This is a genomic window from Nonomuraea sp. NPDC050786 (assembly GCF_040654115.1).
In the GTDB taxonomy this organism is placed as follows: domain Bacteria; phylum Actinomycetota; class Actinomycetes; order Streptosporangiales; family Streptosporangiaceae; genus Nonomuraea.
Map to the genome: position 1 here is coordinate 86,320 of NZ_JBFAHJ010000017.1, position 14,961 is coordinate 101,280.

At 71.3% G+C, this 14,961-nt stretch carries 13 protein-coding genes; 6 read left to right on the forward strand and 7 right to left on the reverse strand.

Going from position 1 to position 14,961, the window contains the following annotated elements; genetic code table 11:
- Positions 1–54: 54 nt before the first annotated feature.
- Genes AB0H84_RS28255 through AB0H84_RS28265 form a run of 3 tightly spaced genes read left to right on the forward strand, consistent with a single transcriptional unit; the run spans position 55 to position 2,259 of the window.
- Entirely contained in the window at positions 55–666 is a 612-nt protein-coding gene (locus AB0H84_RS28255) for a carboxypeptidase regulatory-like domain-containing protein (RefSeq protein WP_357610678.1), read from the forward strand.
- Between the two features lie 46 nt (positions 667–712).
- A complete protein-coding gene (locus tag AB0H84_RS28260; protein ID WP_357610358.1) occupies positions 713–1,588 on the forward strand; it encodes a YceI family protein in 876 nt (291 codons plus the stop codon).
- Between the two features lie 44 nt (positions 1,589–1,632).
- Complete coding sequence (locus AB0H84_RS28265) at positions 1,633–2,259, forward strand: helix-turn-helix domain-containing protein (RefSeq protein WP_357610361.1); 627 nt, start codon at positions 1,633–1,635, stop codon at positions 2,257–2,259.
- Positions 2,260–2,295: 36 nt separating this feature from the next.
- Here the strand turns inward: AB0H84_RS28265 and AB0H84_RS28270 are convergent, their stop codons facing one another.
- Positions 2,296–5,427, reverse strand: coding sequence for a S8 family serine peptidase (locus AB0H84_RS28270; RefSeq protein WP_357610364.1), 3,132 nt, complete (start codon positions 5,425–5,427; stop codon positions 2,296–2,298).
- Between the two features lie 108 nt (positions 5,428–5,535).
- The gene (locus AB0H84_RS28275; protein WP_357610367.1) at positions 5,536–6,870 is read right to left on the reverse strand and encodes a hypothetical protein; all 1,335 of its coding nucleotides are present in this window, start codon (positions 6,868–6,870) and stop codon (positions 5,536–5,538) included.
- Between the two features lie 225 nt (positions 6,871–7,095).
- On the opposite strand from AB0H84_RS28275, the gene AB0H84_RS28280 reads away from it, so the two are divergent.
- Entirely contained in the window at positions 7,096–8,247 is a 1,152-nt protein-coding gene (locus AB0H84_RS28280) for a winged helix DNA-binding domain-containing protein (protein WP_357610370.1), read from the forward strand.
- A gap of 168 nt (positions 8,248–8,415) precedes the next feature.
- Here AB0H84_RS28280 and AB0H84_RS28285 read toward each other — a convergent pair whose 3' ends face one another.
- The 3 genes from AB0H84_RS28285 to AB0H84_RS28295 form a co-directional block, all read right to left on the reverse strand.
- Complete coding sequence (locus AB0H84_RS28285) at positions 8,416–8,682, reverse strand: MerR family transcriptional regulator (RefSeq protein WP_357610681.1); 267 nt, start codon at positions 8,680–8,682, stop codon at positions 8,416–8,418.
- Between the two features lie 773 nt (positions 8,683–9,455).
- Positions 9,456–10,724 (reverse strand): MFS transporter, encoded by a 1,269-nt coding sequence (locus tag AB0H84_RS28290; protein WP_357610373.1) that lies wholly within the window; start codon positions 10,722–10,724, stop codon positions 9,456–9,458.
- A 236-nt stretch (positions 10,725–10,960) separates the two neighbouring features.
- Positions 10,961–11,749, reverse strand: coding sequence for an MBL fold metallo-hydrolase (locus tag AB0H84_RS28295; protein WP_357610376.1), 789 nt, complete (start codon positions 11,747–11,749; stop codon positions 10,961–10,963).
- 88 nt (positions 11,750–11,837) lie between these two features.
- Here AB0H84_RS28295 and AB0H84_RS28300 point away from each other — a divergent pair, with 88 nt between their 5' ends.
- Complete coding sequence (locus AB0H84_RS28300; RefSeq protein WP_357610379.1) at positions 11,838–12,437, forward strand: ABATE domain-containing protein; 600 nt, start codon at positions 11,838–11,840, stop codon at positions 12,435–12,437.
- An 89-nt stretch (positions 12,438–12,526) separates the two neighbouring features.
- Here AB0H84_RS28300 and AB0H84_RS28305 read toward each other — a convergent pair whose 3' ends face one another.
- The gene (locus tag AB0H84_RS28305; protein ID WP_357610382.1) at positions 12,527–13,468 is read right to left on the reverse strand and encodes an alpha/beta hydrolase; all 942 of its coding nucleotides are present in this window, start codon (positions 13,466–13,468) and stop codon (positions 12,527–12,529) included.
- 121 nt (positions 13,469–13,589) lie between these two features.
- On the opposite strand from AB0H84_RS28305, the gene AB0H84_RS28310 reads away from it, so the two are divergent.
- Positions 13,590–14,237: a TetR/AcrR family transcriptional regulator gene (locus AB0H84_RS28310; protein ID WP_357610385.1), complete on the forward strand. Its 648-nt coding sequence runs from the start codon at positions 13,590–13,592 to the stop codon at positions 14,235–14,237.
- 177 nt (positions 14,238–14,414) lie between these two features.
- Here AB0H84_RS28310 and AB0H84_RS28315 read toward each other — a convergent pair whose 3' ends face one another.
- Positions 14,415–14,948: a MarR family transcriptional regulator gene (locus AB0H84_RS28315; RefSeq protein WP_357610388.1), complete on the reverse strand. Its 534-nt coding sequence runs from the start codon at positions 14,946–14,948 to the stop codon at positions 14,415–14,417.
- Positions 14,949–14,961 lie beyond the last annotated feature (13 nt).

Below are 14,961 nucleotides of genomic sequence, written 5' to 3' on the forward strand. Positions count from 1 at the left end.
CTCGGCCGCTCCGTGGCCGGGGCCGACGGCGGCTACCGCATCTGGACGCCCGGCATGGGGACCTATGTCCTGATCGCGTCGGCCGCCGACCGCGACCCCCAGGTGGCCACTCTCGTGGTGGGGGACCAGCCGGTCGACTACAACCTGGTGCTCACCGGCTCCAGCAAGCTGACCGGTGTCGTACGCGACCTCGAGGGCAAGCCGGTCCCCGGGGCGGTGGCCGTGCTGACCGACGTCCGCGGCGAGGTCGTCACCACGGGCACGACCGACGCGGAGGGCTCCTACGCCTTCTCCGGGGTGCTCCCCGGCGGCTACACGCTCGCGGTCAGCGCGGACTCCTACCGCCCGGCCGCCGTTCCCGCCGAGGTCGTCGGCACCGGCCAGACCAGGCAGGACGTCGAGCTGCGGCCCGGCGCCCGGCTACGGGGCACCGTACGGGTGCGCCACGGCGGCCCGCTGACCGACGCGCGGGTGACGCTGCTGGACGCGGCCGGGAACGTGGTCGGCACGACGACCACCGGCGAGGACGGCGCGTACGCCTTCGCCGACCTGACCGGCGGCCAGTACACCCTCATCGCCACCGGATACCCGCCCGTGGCCGACACCGTAACCGTCAACGGCCGGGACGAGGACGACCGGGACCTGTGGCTGGCCCACACCGAGTGACGCCGCGGCACCACCGCGAGGAAGCGACGAGCAGAGCAGGAGCACCATGTACACCAGCCACGAGGCCGCCCACACCAGCCGGCCGGCCGAGCCGGGCGGCCCGGCCGGTCGCCGGGGGCTGCGCGCCCTGATCCGGACGAAGGACGGATGGCCCGTGCGCCAGGCCGTCGTCACGGTGACCGACCTGACCGGGCAGCAGGTCGTACGGGCCGAGGCGGACGCCGACGGCGTCGGGTCGACCGGCCCGCTGGCGCCCGGCACGTACACGGTCGTGGTCACCGCGGCCGGGTACGCCCCCGCCGCCATGACGGCCATCGCCACCGCAAGCGGCGCCGCCGAGCTGGGCACGGTGGTGCTGGCCCGGCAGGGCGGCACCGACCTCCCCCCTCCCGGCGTCTGGACGCTCGACCCCGCCCACTGCACGATCGCGGCGACCGCCCAGCACCTGGGGCTCAGCACGGTCCGTGGGCGCTTCACCGAGTTCGGCGGGCGGATCGAGATCGGCCCGAGCCCGGAGACCTCCGCGGTGGCCGCCGACATCGTGGCCGCGTCCATCGACACGGGGAACGGCATGCGGGACGACCACCTGCGCTCGCCCGACTTCCTGAACGCCGCCGCGTACCGGATGATCTCCTACCGCAGCACCGGGCTCACCCCCGCGGGCACCGACCGGTGGATCGTGCACGGGACGCTGACGCTCGCCGGGGTGGCGCGGCCGGTCGATCTCGACCTGGCGTACCTGGGGACCGGGCCGGACCCGTGGGGCGGCCTGCGGGCGGCGTTCCGGGCCGAGACGGAGCTGCGTCGCGAGGACTTCGCGATGACGTACAACCAGGTCGTGCGGGCCGGGGTCAATCTGATCGGCGCGACGCTCAAGGTGCAGCTGGACATCCAGGCCGTACAGGGTGTGTCGCTGCCCTAGCGGCACATAGTCGGTGGCCGACTACCGATTGCTACGCTTTGCCCGTGACCATCGGCAGTACCCGGGGGCTGCGCGCCGACGCGGCCCGCAACTCCGAAAGGATCCTGCGCGCCGCCCGGCAGGTCTGGGCCGAGCACGGCCCCGACGCGCACCTCGAAGAGATCGCCCGCCGCGCCGGCGTGGGCATCGCCACGCTCTACCGCCGCTTCCCGGACAAGGCGGAGCTGGTACGCGCCGCCCTCGACCAGAGCATCTCCGAGGACATCGCTCCCGCCATCGATCAGGCGCTGGACGACGACGACCCGCGACGTGGCCTGGTCACCGTGCTGGAGGCGGCCCTGTCCATGGCGGCCCGCGAACACAACACCCTGGCCGCCGCCCGCAACTCCGGCGCCATGACCGCGCAGGCCGGCACCCCGTTCTTCGACTCGCTGACCCTGCTCGCCCGCCGGGCGCAGGAGGCCGGACTCATCCGCGCCGACCTCGTCCCCGACGACATGCCCAGGATCATGGTCATGCTCGTGGGCGTGCTGTGGACCATGGACCCCAGCAGCGACGGCTGGCGGCGCTACCTCACGTTCGTCCTCGACGCGCTCTCTCCCGAAGCGGCCACTCCGCTGCCGCCCGTGGTGCCGCTCCGGCAGCCGGGCGACTGTCCCGTGCGGCGATGAAGGGGCGCCCGTCCGGGGACGGGCGCCCCTTGCCGGTTACGGCTGTACGGCGGGTAGCTTCCCGAAGCCGACCTGGTCGGCCTCCTGGGCGCCGCTGCGGTCGTCCAGGGTGACGACCAGCCAGCCCTTCGCCGGCGTGGTGGCCAGCCTCGCCCGGTCGACGGTGAGCCGGACGGTGGCGGACGCGCCCGGCTCGAGCTGGGCGTACGCCCCCGTGGAGATCGCCGGGGCGAAGGCGTCGAACGCCGCCGCCTCGGTCTCGTCCACGAGCCCGTCGGGCACCTTCGAGAAACCGGTCGCCGAGTACGTGAAGCGCGACGCGCCCTCGGCCAGCCCCACCTCAGAGGCGAGCACCGGCATCAGCAGCGTGCCGCCGTTCATGGGAGCCGTGGCGACCCACGCGTCCACCAGGGACCCGTCGGCCTTGAAGACGAACGTGGCGAACCGCCCGTCGAGGTCGCCCGTGGTGACCAGACCGTAGTCCGCGCCGACCAGGAAGTAGTCGGGCGTTCCGTCGTTGGTGGTGTCGATCGACACGTCGAACTCGTTGGCCGCGGCGTTGGACCACCGGCCGGAGGTGTTGACCGCGAAGACCAGCGCCCGGTCGGTGTCGGCGCCGCCGAGCGCCGAGCCCGGGAGCGTCTGCACCCCGACCGTGCGGATGTCCATCGAGTCCTCGGCGCCCTTGACGTCGTCGGCGTCCGTGATGCCCCAGGCGTAGACGTCCGCGGCGCCGGGGTGCGCGCCGTCGTTGCGGACGTCGACGGAGGTCACGAGCCCGCCGTCGCCGGGCGTGTACGTACCCGTCCTGGACGGGCGCACCCGGGACTCGGCGTCGGGCACGAGCAGGAACGCGGAGCGCAGCGGGTAGACGCCCTCGGCGGCCTTCCGCGGCGTGGCGGTCACCGCGCCCTGGATGTGCACGACCGTGCCGAAGTTGGACGTCTCGGCGGCGGGCAGCGCGGCCACGGCCTGGGCGCTGAGCGACAGCGTGACCTGGACGGTACGGCTGCTCTCCCGGCCCACGGTCACGGTCGCGGGCGAGACCGTGACCTTCGCGCCGTAGGACTGACCGGTGAAGGCGGCGGCCAGGTCGTAGGTGACCGGGGTCTTGCCCTTGTTGTGGAGGGTGAGGCTCTCGCTCTGCCGGTAGGGGCCGTTCAGCGCCTTCAGGCCGAACGACAGGTTGGGCGAGCCGTCCTTCGCCTCGCTGATCACCGAGGCGCCGACCGCCTGCCGCGCGGCCACCACGCCGGAGCCGGCGACCCTGGCGGTGTAGCCCTTGATCTTGGACGTGGCGTCGGCGGTGCTGACGATCGCGGCCTTGATCTGGCCGGGGCGCCAGCGCGGATGCGCCTGCTTCACCAGCGCCGCCACGCCGGCGACCATCGGCGAGGCCATCGACGTGCCCGAGATCGTCGCGGGGCCGGAGCCGGTGCCCACCCCGGTCGAGACGACGGCGACGCCGGGCGCGGTGACGTCCGGCTTCAGGAAGCTGCTGACGTTCGCCGGGCCGCCGGAGGAGAACGAGGCGAGCGCGGCGTAGCTGGGGTTGGGCACGGTCAGCGCCGCCAGCGTGGTGGTCTTGCCGTCCAGCGCCGCGGCCGCGGCGCCGTCGGTGCTCTTGATCCCGAGGAACGGGATGGTCACCGTGTACGGCGCACCGGTGTCCGGGTCGGACGTGATCGGTCCTTCCAGGGGCGGGAACGCGGCATCGGTGTTGATCATCGCGACCGCGGCGGCACCGGCCTGCTGGCCCAGGATGGCCCGCTTCACCCGCGCGCAGGAACCGCGCAGGGTGATCACGAGCTTGCCGGTCACGCCGCCCGGATAGGCCGCGTAGTCGGCGGGGTCGCAGCCCAGCGAGAGTGCCCCGGACGGGTAACTCGTGCGGAGCACCGCGATCGGCAGGGCGGCCGAGGGCAGGGCCGCCTCGTTGGAGTTCTGCGCGATGATCTCGGTGCCGTTCGCCGAGATCTTCGCCGCGGGCAGCTGCGCGCGTGCCGCGTCGAGGGCGGCGACGGCGATGGCCGTGGGGGCGACGGCGGGCGCCCCGACCAGGTACGCGTTCTGCCCCGAGTTGCCGGCGGAGGTGACCACGGTCACGCCCGCGCGGGTCAGCGTCCGGACGGCCTGCGCCGAGGGCTCCTCGATGCGGCCGTAGGGCGAGCCGAGCGACATGTTGACGACGTCGGCGCCGTCCTTCAGTGCCCGTTCCATGGCCGAGACGATGACGTCCTCGCTGGCCGAGCCCTCACAGCCGAAGACGCGGTAGGCCAGCAGCGAGGCGGCCGGCGCCACACCCGGTCCGACCTTGAAGGCCCTGGTGTGCGTGGTGCTGTCGTACGGGCCGGTGTAGGTCTTGCCGTCCGCGGTCACCCCGAGGCCGGCCGAGCTGCCCGCCACGTGGGAGCCGTGGCCGTTGCAGTCAAGCGGGTCGGGGTCGGGCTTGGGCGTCGAGGCGGGGTCGTTGGCGTCGTAGTCGTCGCCCACGAAGTCGTAACCGCCGATCACCTTGGCGGTCGGGAACGTGCCCGGCTCGATCACGGCGCCGTTGTTGCTCTTGAAGTCGGCCGGGTCGCCGGAGCCGCCGAAGTTGGCGTGCGTGTAGTCGATCCCGGTGTCGATGACCGCCACCTTCACGCCGGCGCCGGTCTTCCCCAGCTCCTGCCAGGTCTGCGGGGCCCCGATGTAGGGAATGGCCGCGGTGTTGTCCGGCCTGAACGTACGCACCGGGTGCACGGAGAGCACTCCGGGGGCCTCCTGGATCGCCGGCAGGCTGCGGCGCGGGATCGAGGCGGCGATGCCGTTGAAGGTGTCGGTATAGGTGGTGAGGACCTTTCCGCCCTCGGCCTTCACCTTCTCCTCGACGCTCTGCTGTTTGTCGTGGAGCGCGGCACGTAAGGTCGGCCGGTCGACCGTCTTGCCGGCCTCGGCGGCGTCGGCGGCGGCGTCGCCGACCGGCGTGCCGTCGACCTGGATGAGGACCTTGACCTGACGGGCCTGGTCGAGCGCGGCCGGCTTGAAACCGGCGTAGCCGAACGCGCCGTCCAGATGCTGGAAGCGGTCAGGACGGGCGGGTTCGGCGTTCGCCGTTGACGGCATCACGGTCAGCGGAAGCGCAATGCCCGTGGACGCGAGGACTGCGAGCAGCAGACGCCTCTTCAATGATCACCTCGGGGGTGCATGGGGACAGGGCTGATCAAAGAGTGAACCCGGCACAAACGCTTCAGATCGCACTTAGGTAACAAAAGGAACACAGGATCTACGAAGCGATCAGCAGCTCAGATTCGGGCAGCTCAGCGCCAGCACCAGGCGGTCGCTCCCGTACGCGCCGGCATAGTCCCCGCGGAACTCGTTGACCAGCCACACCTCGCCGCTCGCCGGCCAGTACGAGACGTTCTGGGCGTTGGCGGGAACGGTCGTCATGTAGTGGACGTCGAGGGTGCGGCGGTCGGCGGAGATCGTGACGCGGTGCAGGCAGGACTTGCGGTAGTCGCCCGAGATGTTCGCCGTCCCGCCCGGCATGTAGCTCACCGCGGGCGCGCCGTCGGGGCACAGTCCCACGAGGATGCCGTTGGCGCCGGTGAACACGCCGCCCTGGAGTTCCCAGACCGGGCTGGTCCAGCCCTCGGTGGGGTGCACGAGCCCGTCGGAGCCGGTCTTGAGCAGAGCGGTGAGCGAGTCCAGGGGCCAGCGAAGGATCTTCCCGCCGGAGGCGCCCCTCTTGTACTCGACGGTGGTGAGGTGGTCGGCGCCGCTCCGGTCGAGCGAGACGCCGTTGAAGCAGGGCCTCGCCAGGTCGAGGCTGACGCACACCGACGGCGGGTCGAGCCGGTAGTAGCCGATCTGCGGCAGGGCGAAGCCCGAGTACGCCGCCGAGCAGACGCCGCCGACGCAGCCGACGTTCCCCGACGTGGTGGAGTTCATCCTCCAGAAATGGGTGAGGTCGAAGACCCGTATCAGCCGGTCGCCGCCGGACACGTCCGGGTCGCCGCCGGTGACGACGAAGAGCTTGTTGCCGTACCACGAGATGCCGTCGGCGTGGGTGGCGATCTCGTGGAAGCCCTCGGCACCGCCGTCGGGCTCGACCAGCACGACATGCCGGTACGGCGCCCCCGCCGTTCCGTCGGTGACGTCGACGAAGGTGACCCTGGCCAGGCGGTTGGCCCCGTACTCGTGGGAGGCGCCGCTGCGCCAGCTCACCGCCACGACTTTCCGGCCCGCGCAGCCGTCGCAGGGCGGGTAGAGCGCCGAGCCGTTCATGCCGTCGCCGCTGCCCGTGATGCCTTGCGGGAACCAGTTCGCGGTCGTGTCGTCCGTACTGTTCCAGCAGAATCCGCTGACCTGGACCGAGACATGGAGGTCGGTGGGGTGGCAGATCGCGCGGGTGGCGTACCCGCCGGCCAGGACGGCGTCCATTCGCACCTTGGTCACCGGCAGGGTGGCGGCCGTCGCGTCCCGCTCCGGCATGGTCGAGGTGAAGGCCAGCGGCCGGACCTGGGCCAGTTGCGAGGCCGTCAACGCCTGGCCGGTGGCGGCGGCTGCGGGAAGAGGGACGGTCAGTGAGGCGGCGAGGAGCAGGACCAGGGAGGCTAAGCGCAGGATCAAGTGGTTCTCCCGGCGTCATTATGAAGGTCTCCTTCATTAGTTATCTCAGGCGAGCCGAGAGATCAACTGGTTCATTCCATGTGCTTGCAGTCCTAGGACAGAGCTTGTCCTAGGCCTTTCATAGGGTGGCTGTTCGTGAGCGAAGCGATGATCGGATTTCCAATCCATGTTCCCAGGACCGCCTTGACGCCCCTGCGCCACCGGACGGGTGCGTCGCCTGGCGCGGTGGCGGAGCTGTCCTGGCCCGACATATGGGGCCGGCGGCTCGAACGGCACGGGCTGTCCGCCCCGATCCACGACGGCCGGCCGGCCGATGCCGTTGCCGCCATGTGCGGGGCGCACGCCCAGGTGCTCTCCGCCGCCGAGCTCTCCATCGGGCTGCGCGTCGCCGGCGCCACCCGCAACGACGTCCGGCACGCGCTGTGGGAGGAACGTAGCCTGGTCAAGACGTTCGGCCCGCGCGGCACCGTCCACCTGCTACCGGCGCACGAGCTGCCCCTGTGGACCGGCGCGCTCGGCGCGTTGCCGGCGCCTCCGAACAGCCTGCCCGCCGACGCGCGGCTGACCCCGGACCAGACTCACGAGGTCGTCACGGCCATCGCAGAAGCACTGACCGGCACGGAACTGACCGCCGACGAACTCAACGCGGCGGTGGCCACCCGCACCGGCCCCTGGGCCACCGACCCGGTGGTGCCGGGGTTCGGGAGCATGCGGCCACGCTGGCAACAGGCGATCCATCTCGCCGCACACCGCGGTGTCCTGTGCTTCGGCCCGAACCGCGGGCGAAAGGTCACCTACACCAGCCCGCAGCGATGGCTCCCAGGATTCCGGCCCGCCCCGGCGCCCGGCGCCCTCGCCGGGCTGGTCCGGCGCTACCTGCACGCGTACGGCCCGGCCAAGCCGCAGCAGTTCGCGCAGTGGCTGTCCGCCCCCCGCCGCTGGGCGTCCGAACTGTTCGGCTCCCTCGCCGATCAACTGCACCAGGTCGACGTCGCCGGCACTGCTGCCTGGGTCCTGGCCGGTGACACCGCGCCGGCGCCCGTGCCCCCACACGGGGTGAGGCTCCTGCCGTACTTCGACGCCTACACCGTTGGCTGCCACCCACGTGACCGGCTCTTCCCCGCGACTGCCGCACAGCGCGCGCTCTCCGGCGGCCAAGCCGGCAACTTTCCCGTACTGCTCGTCGACGGCACGGTCGCCGGGATCTGGCACCACCGTCGCTCCGGCCGCAAACTGGACATCACGGTCGAACTGTTGACCACACTCACCACCGACGGGCACCGCGAACTCGCCGCCCAGGTGACGCGCATCGGGGAGATCCTGGAGAGCGAACCACGGCTGACCATGGGCAAGGTCGCCGTACGCGGCCACCTGTAGGCCGCCGCGCCTCGACGAGCCGCAGGTCAGGCTCCTTCGCGCGCGAACGGGAGGTCTGTCCATGAAAGGACCGGCAGGACGGCGGGCAACGGTTGAGAGTTCCTCGTTGCGCGCTGTCGCAAGCGCTGACGTCGTGGGCGCCGGCGGCGCGGACCGCCCCGGGTGTGGTCAGTGGTGTGGTCCGTGGCGTTGGCGTAGTTCTTCGTTGATGCGCAGCGCCTCGGCGAGCTGGTCTTCCAAGATGATGATGCGGCAGGCCGCCTCCAGTGCGGTGCCGGCGTCGACGAGTTCGCGGGCGCGGGCGGCCAGGCGCAACTGGTAACGGGAGAAGCGGCGATGGCCGCCCTCCGAGCGCAGCGGCTCGATCAGCTTGGCGGCGCCGAGACTGCGCAGGAACGCCGGGGTGACACCGAGAATCTCAGCGGCCCGACCCATACTGTAGGCGGGGTAGTCCTCATCATCGAGCCGGAGCTCGGGACTGTCACCCGAGGCGCCGACCGGCTCCTGGCTCTGGCGGGACCGGTCGCGCCTGGAGCTGGTGGCCGATGCCTGGTGTGTTTGATCCATTCAACCTTCCTGAATGCGGACAGGGGCCCCGGCGCCATGATGCGCCGGGGCCCGAATGAGGTTTAACACCATCGACCGGCCCTGAGGCCGGTTCACCTGTTCCGCACCAGCCGCCCGATGCGGCGGGGGTGCGGGGATCGCGTAAGCGTGACCGTAGACCACCGTCCTGTTCGTGGAGCTGCGGTACCCGTGCGGCGCCTTGGGGCCGGCGACGGGCGATCCTGATGGCGTTCAACACTCCTTTCCGGTTTATCCGTACCTCGACACGTCTACCGCTGTGTCGACTTCCTGTGACGGCAGCGCGTCCACCGCCCCGGCCCTTCTTTCGACTGCACTGGCCGCGGCGATCCGACCTTCTGCCTTCTCTTCGTTGCGAACTTGCTGTCCACGTCGTCCGGGCAGTTCATCGTGGTGCGTCCTGCGCTGCCCTCGTGGATTCATCCCTTGCGATGTCAGAAACTCTACCTCCATCTGGCGCAAATGTCTATCGTGACGGATGCAGATTTTCTTGCTCGCGAACGGCAGGAAACAGCCTCCTGCGCCACATGATCGACGGGAGAGCTCGGGCTGCCTCCCGCTTCGCCCACCGCTACGACAGCCGGGCGGCGGTGGCCCTTCACCCCCGTTCGGACAGCCGACGTTCATCGGCGGCGTGCCGCGACGACGACCGTCGGCACGATGGCCAGTGCCAGGAGGCCGCCGCCGACGGCCAGGAGGGGATAGCCGGCAGCGGCGACGACCACGCCCGAGGCCATGCCGCCGGCGGCGCCTGCGATGGCGATGGAGACGTCGACCATGCCCTGGGTTCTGGCGCGGGTGGCCGGCGGGACGGCGTCGGTGATGATCGCGGTGCCGGCGACAAGGCCCAGGTTCCAGCCCATGCCGAGCAGCGTGAGAGCGACCGCGAACGGGGCGACGGAGTCGCCAGGGGCATGGGCGGCAACCGTTCCGGCGGCCAGCAGAGCCAACGCGGAGGCGGCGGCGATCGTGAGGGGGCCGAAGCGATCGACGAGCCAGCCAGTCAGCGGCGAAGGCAGGTACATCGCGCCGATGTGTATGGCGATGACGAGGCCGGAGACGGCGGTGCCGTGGCCGTGGTCGTGCATGTGGACGGGCGTCATGGTCATGATCGCGACCATGACCGCCTGGGTGAACACCATGACCAGCGCGCCGACCAGTACGCCGGAGGGGCGCCGTTCGGCTCCCGGGCCCGGCCGGCCGCCGGCATCGCCCGGCTGCGCGTGCGCCGCGGCGGTGCGTTCGGCCTCCAGCGTGCGGGCGAGGAGCAGCGGGTCGGGGCGCAGCCAGATGGTCAGGATCAAGGCGGCCATCGCGTAGGCCGCGCCGGCGAAGAGGAACGGCCCGGCCAGGTGGGGGATGCCGAGGGCGTGAGCGAGGTCGCCGGTGGGCGCCGCGAGGTTGGGGCCGACCACGCCGCCCAGAGTGGTGGCGACCAACACCGTGGACACGGCGCGGGCGCGGCGCGCAGGGGCTGCCAGGTCGGCTCCGGCGTAGCGGGCCTGCAGGTTGGTGGCTGTGCCGGCTCCGTAGACGAACATCGCGACGAACAGCAGGACGGCGTTGTCGGCGACGGCGGCGGCTATGACGCCCGCGCTGCCGACGGCGCCGGCCAGGTACCCGGTGGCGAGGCCGGGGCGGCGGCCGCGCGCTTGAGAGAGGCGCCCGACGGCGACGGCCGCCAGCGCGGAACCGATGGTGGACAGGGCACTGAGCAGACCGGCCAGGCTGGTGGAGCCGAGCATGTCCTGCGCGAGCAGGGCACCCACGGTCACGCCGGCCGCCAGTCCGGTGCCGCTGAGGACCTGAGCGGCGACCAGGACGATCACGGTACGGCGCTGCGCCCGAAAGCGCGGGAGGGCTTCGATCCGGGCAGGCACGGTGGTTCTCACAAGAGAGTTCTTTCGATAGGCGGGACCCGGCTGGAAGGCGCGACCAGCGCGGTCCGAAGGGTGGGGCCGACGAGAGGTGACGGGCGGCCCGGGGGAGAAGCGCCCCACGGGCCGGCGACAGCGCGGCGCCGTCAGCGCGCGGTCAGTGTCAGGTCCATGGCGGACGAACGCCGGAGAAGGCGTGCGGGTGCCGCTGTGGCGGGCTGAGCCGCCGGGCGGGGCAGACCTGGTGCCGGTCAGCCCAGATGGCCGAGGTCCAGGCGGTCGACCAGCCCGGCGGCGGTGAAAGCGGCTATCAGTTCGGCACGGCCCTCGGTGAAGTGCGCCCAGCCGTCGTAGTGGATGGGGACCACCTGACGCGCGCCGAGGATCGCGGCGGCCTCGGCGGCCTGCGCGCTGTCGAGAACGATCAGTGCGCCGTCGAAGAGGACGGCGAAACGGGGAGCCCCGGCGAAGAGGATGGCGGTGTCCACCGGGCCGAAGCGTTCGGCGATCTCCTTGACCGCCTGGAGCGAGGCGTTGTCGCCGCTGACGTAGACCGTGGGCAGGCCCTCCCCGGTCAGGACGAATCCGACGACGTGCCCGGTGATCGGTTCGACCTCCTCGCGTGCGCCGGGCCCGTGGATGGCGGGCACGCCCGTGACGGTGATCACGCCGCCGCCGGGGCGGTCCAGCTCGATCGACTCCCAGTCGGCCAGTCCCCTGGCCCCATTCCCAAGGCGCCGGCTGCCCCCGGGCGTGGTGAGGGTGAGCGGGACGTCGGCCAGCAGTGCCCGGCCGGAGTGGTCGAGGTGGTCGGGGTGCTCGTCATGGGAGAGCAGGACCACGTCGATACGGCCGAGATCGGCCGGCGCGGCGGCGGAGGGCGCCGTCTTGGTCAGCTTCCCGCCCGGCACGTGATAGTCGCCGGGAGCGTCGAAGGTCGGATCGGTCAAGAACCGCAGGCCACCGTATTCGAAAAGGGCGGTCGGGCCGCCGAAGACGCGGACGGGGAGCTGCTCAGGGGTCGTGCTGGTTCCAGCCATCAAAGATTCCTCACGGATGGGAAGCGGTTTATCCGTGAAGGACGGTAGCGGTGTTTCACGGATGGATGCAAGCCGTACCATGAGAGCCATGAGCGAGACCCTGACCGTCGAGGCTGTGCTGCCGCCCGCGCCGGGGGCGGAGGACTACCTCGCCCTCGACTTCGTCAACAGCGCCATCGCGCTGCCCGGAGGGCAGTTCATCGATCTCCTCGGCACCCCTGAGGCGACGAATCGGTGGCTCACCGAACGCGGCCTCGCTCCGGCCGACGCCGGCGTGCAGGAGATGTGCACGACGCAGCTGCGCTCACTGCGTGAACACCTGAGGGCATTGTTCGCCGCCCGTGTCGCAGGGCTGCCCGCCCTGCCCGCGGCTCTGTCCGCCGTCAATGACGCGCTGAGCAAGGCGCCCACAGCGGCCCTGCTGCACTGGGACGAGAAGGCCGGCCCCTACCGCGCGGCGCCGTGCCCCACCAACGAGATCCTCGACCGCGCTCTCGCGACCCTTGCCGCCAACGCGGCCGACCTCCTCACCAGCCCCGACGCCGACCGTCTCATCGCCTGCGGTTCCGCCCCTTGCAACCGCTACCTGCTGCGTCACGGCCGCCGCCACTGGTGCTCCACCCGCTGCGGCGACCGCGCCCGCGCCGCCCGCGCCTACGCCCGGCGCACCCAGCCGAAGCCGGACTGACGAACCCGCCCCCGGGAGTGGTGTACGAGTTTGGCTCGGTCACAGGCGTGGCGTCTGGCGTTTGAGCTGGTGGCGGTGGTGCGGAGTCGTCATGCCCGCTCCTGGTGGGTGTGCAGGAAGTCCAGGACGATCGCGGCGGTCTCGTCGGGACGCTCGTAGTGCGGCAGGTGGCCCACGCCGTCGAGCAGGCGCAGGTCGGCGCGGGAGAACACGGCGCGCAGCACATCTTGCGGCGGCATCGGGGTCACCGGGTCCTGGCGCCCCCACACCACCTGGACGGGTATGTCGCGGGTGTCGAGGAACCGGTACAGGTACTCGGCGGCGTGGACGGGGACGTTGCCGAGCGCGGACAGCAGGCTGCGCTTGAAGCCTTGGTAGCGCAGTTCCGGTGACAGGCGGGCTTGGATACGGGCCACCACGCGGGGGTCGCGCGAGTAGCCGGGCAGGCGGGACTTCAACGCCCGGTCGCCGACGAGGTGGAAGAAGGGCAGGCCGACGCCGGGCAGCATGGCCAGGCGCACCCCGAGGTTGAGCGGAGTGGCGAAGCCGTCGGGGGACATCAGGCACAGGCGGGAGACGCGTTCGGGGTGGTGCACGGCGAACTCGGCCGCGATCGGGCCGCCGAAGGCCAAGGCGACGAGCGTGACCGGTCGGTCGATGCCGAGCGCGTCCAGCAGGTCGGCGATCTGGTCTTCGAACAGGTGCTGGTTGTAGTCGACTTCGGGGCGGTCGCTGAAGCCCATGCCATAGCGGTCGTAGCGGATGGTGCGGTAGCCGGCCTTGGCCAGCCGTTCGAACAGGCCGTCCCACACCCACTGCGACAGCGTCGCCCCAGGGATGAACAAGATGGGCTCTCCCGTTTCGGGTCCGTCGGTCACGACGTGGGTGATGCCGTGGCGAAGCCGGACGAACGAGCCGGGCGCGTCCTGCCGGGCTCGGGCGTCCATCGGGATGGTCTCGCGGGTGCGGTTCAGCAGGACGGGCAGGGCGATCGCCGTGGCGGCCAGTGCGAGTCCGGTGCGCAGGCTCATTGGTCGTCACTCCTTTGCAGAGGGGAACCGGTAAGCTAATGACCGTTGGTCATTCTTATGACCGCCGGTCATTCTGCAGGAATGACCGGCGGTCAGTCAACCGGGCGGGAGGGCATGACCTGTGAGCGGAGGCTCGGAGGCGACGCGGAAACGCGTGATCAAACCGGCGGGCGAGCGCCGTGCCGAACTACTGGACGCTGCCTGGGACGTCTTCGCCGAGCGAGGGGTGGCCGACGCCACCGTGAGCGACATCGCCGCGCGGGCGGAGGTCGCCAAGGGCAGCTTCTACCTGCACTTCTCCGCCAAAGAGCAGGTCGTGGCGGCCTTGTGGGAACGCTACGTGGCCGGCTATCTCCGGCTCGCCGAAGACGTCCTCGGCGACCGGACACCGCAGGACGACTGGATCGGCGTGCTCACCGGGCTGCTCGACAATCTGATCGATCACTCCATGGAGCATGCCGACTTGCATCGCATCATCTACGGTTCCGCCGACGCCAAGGCGCTCGCTCTGTGCGAGGAGACCAACCAGCAGGTCATCGCCCTGCTCGCTGAGGCGATCCAGCGCGGAATGGATGCCGGGGTGCTGCGGCCAGGGTCCGCTGAGGTCTTCGCCCGTGTCCTGTATCACGGAGTCCACGGCGCCCTGCACGACATGATCTCCGGCACCGTGCCCTACGGCAAGGACGAGGTCGTCGCGACCGTCCGCAACATCGCCGGCCGCGTCCTGCGCCCCGGCCCGGCCGCTGGTCGAGAGCAGCGGCGAGAATGACATCTTCCGCTAGGATTCCGTCGCGACATCGGGACCTGACCGGCCGTCACTCGAACGGGGGAGCCGGACGTCCACCCGGCGAGAGCGGTGACGACCGCCGTCGTCGGCGCGCAACCAGCGCAACGGCTGATTCTGGCCCGCCGAGCCGAACCTGATCCACGTTCAGCTTGAGGCGTCTTAGTTGTCGTTCTGGTCATCGCGCTGGGCGGGCTGCGGGGCCTCGAAGCAGGCGAGCCAGGTGGTGAGCAGCGACTCCAGTTGGGCGGCCTGCTCGGGCGACAGTCCATCGAGGAGGCGGCGTTCGTTCGCCATGTGATCGGTGAACGCCTGGTCGATCACCTCCCTGCCGGCTCGGGTGAGCGCGACGAGCCGGCCGCGGCCGTCGTTCGCGCTGCGCCGGCGGGTGACCAGGCCGGCGCGTTCGAGCCGGTCGATGCGCTTGGTCATGGCGCCCGTGGTGACCATGGTGTGCGCGGCCAGTTCGCCGGGCGCGCGTTCGTAGGGCGCTCCGGCACGCCGGAGGGCGGCGAGCACGTCGAACTCGCCCTCGCCCAGCCCGTACTGCTGATAGACCACGCACAGCCGCTCGGTCAGGTGGCCGGCGAGGCGGTGCAGCCGGCCGATCACGCCCTGGGGGCTCACGTCCACGTCGGGCCGCTCGCGCGCCCATGCCTGCTGGATGCGGGCGACGTGGTCCAAGTTGTCCGTCACGGCACCAATATAC

What these genes read in the sequence shown, in the direction of transcription:
- AB0H84_RS28255 (WP_357610678.1), top strand. Translation starts at nt 55, where the DNA reads ATGGGGACCTATGTCCTGATCGCGTCGGCCGCCGACCGCGACCCCCAG.
- AB0H84_RS28260 (WP_357610358.1), top strand. Translation starts at nt 713, where the DNA reads ATGTACACCAGCCACGAGGCCGCCCACACCAGCCGGCCGGCCGAGCCG.
- AB0H84_RS28285 (WP_357610681.1), bottom strand. Translation starts at nt 8,682, where the DNA reads ATGGGTCGGGCCGCTGAGATTCTCGGTGTCACCCCGGCGTTCCTGCGC.
- AB0H84_RS28295 (WP_357610376.1), bottom strand. Translation starts at nt 11,749, where the DNA reads ATGGCTGGAACCAGCACGACCCCTGAGCAGCTCCCCGTCCGCGTCTTC.
- AB0H84_RS28300 (WP_357610379.1), top strand. Translation starts at nt 11,838, where the DNA reads ATGAGCGAGACCCTGACCGTCGAGGCTGTGCTGCCGCCCGCGCCGGGG.
- AB0H84_RS28305 (WP_357610382.1), bottom strand. Translation starts at nt 13,468, where the DNA reads ATGAGCCTGCGCACCGGACTCGCACTGGCCGCCACGGCGATCGCCCTG.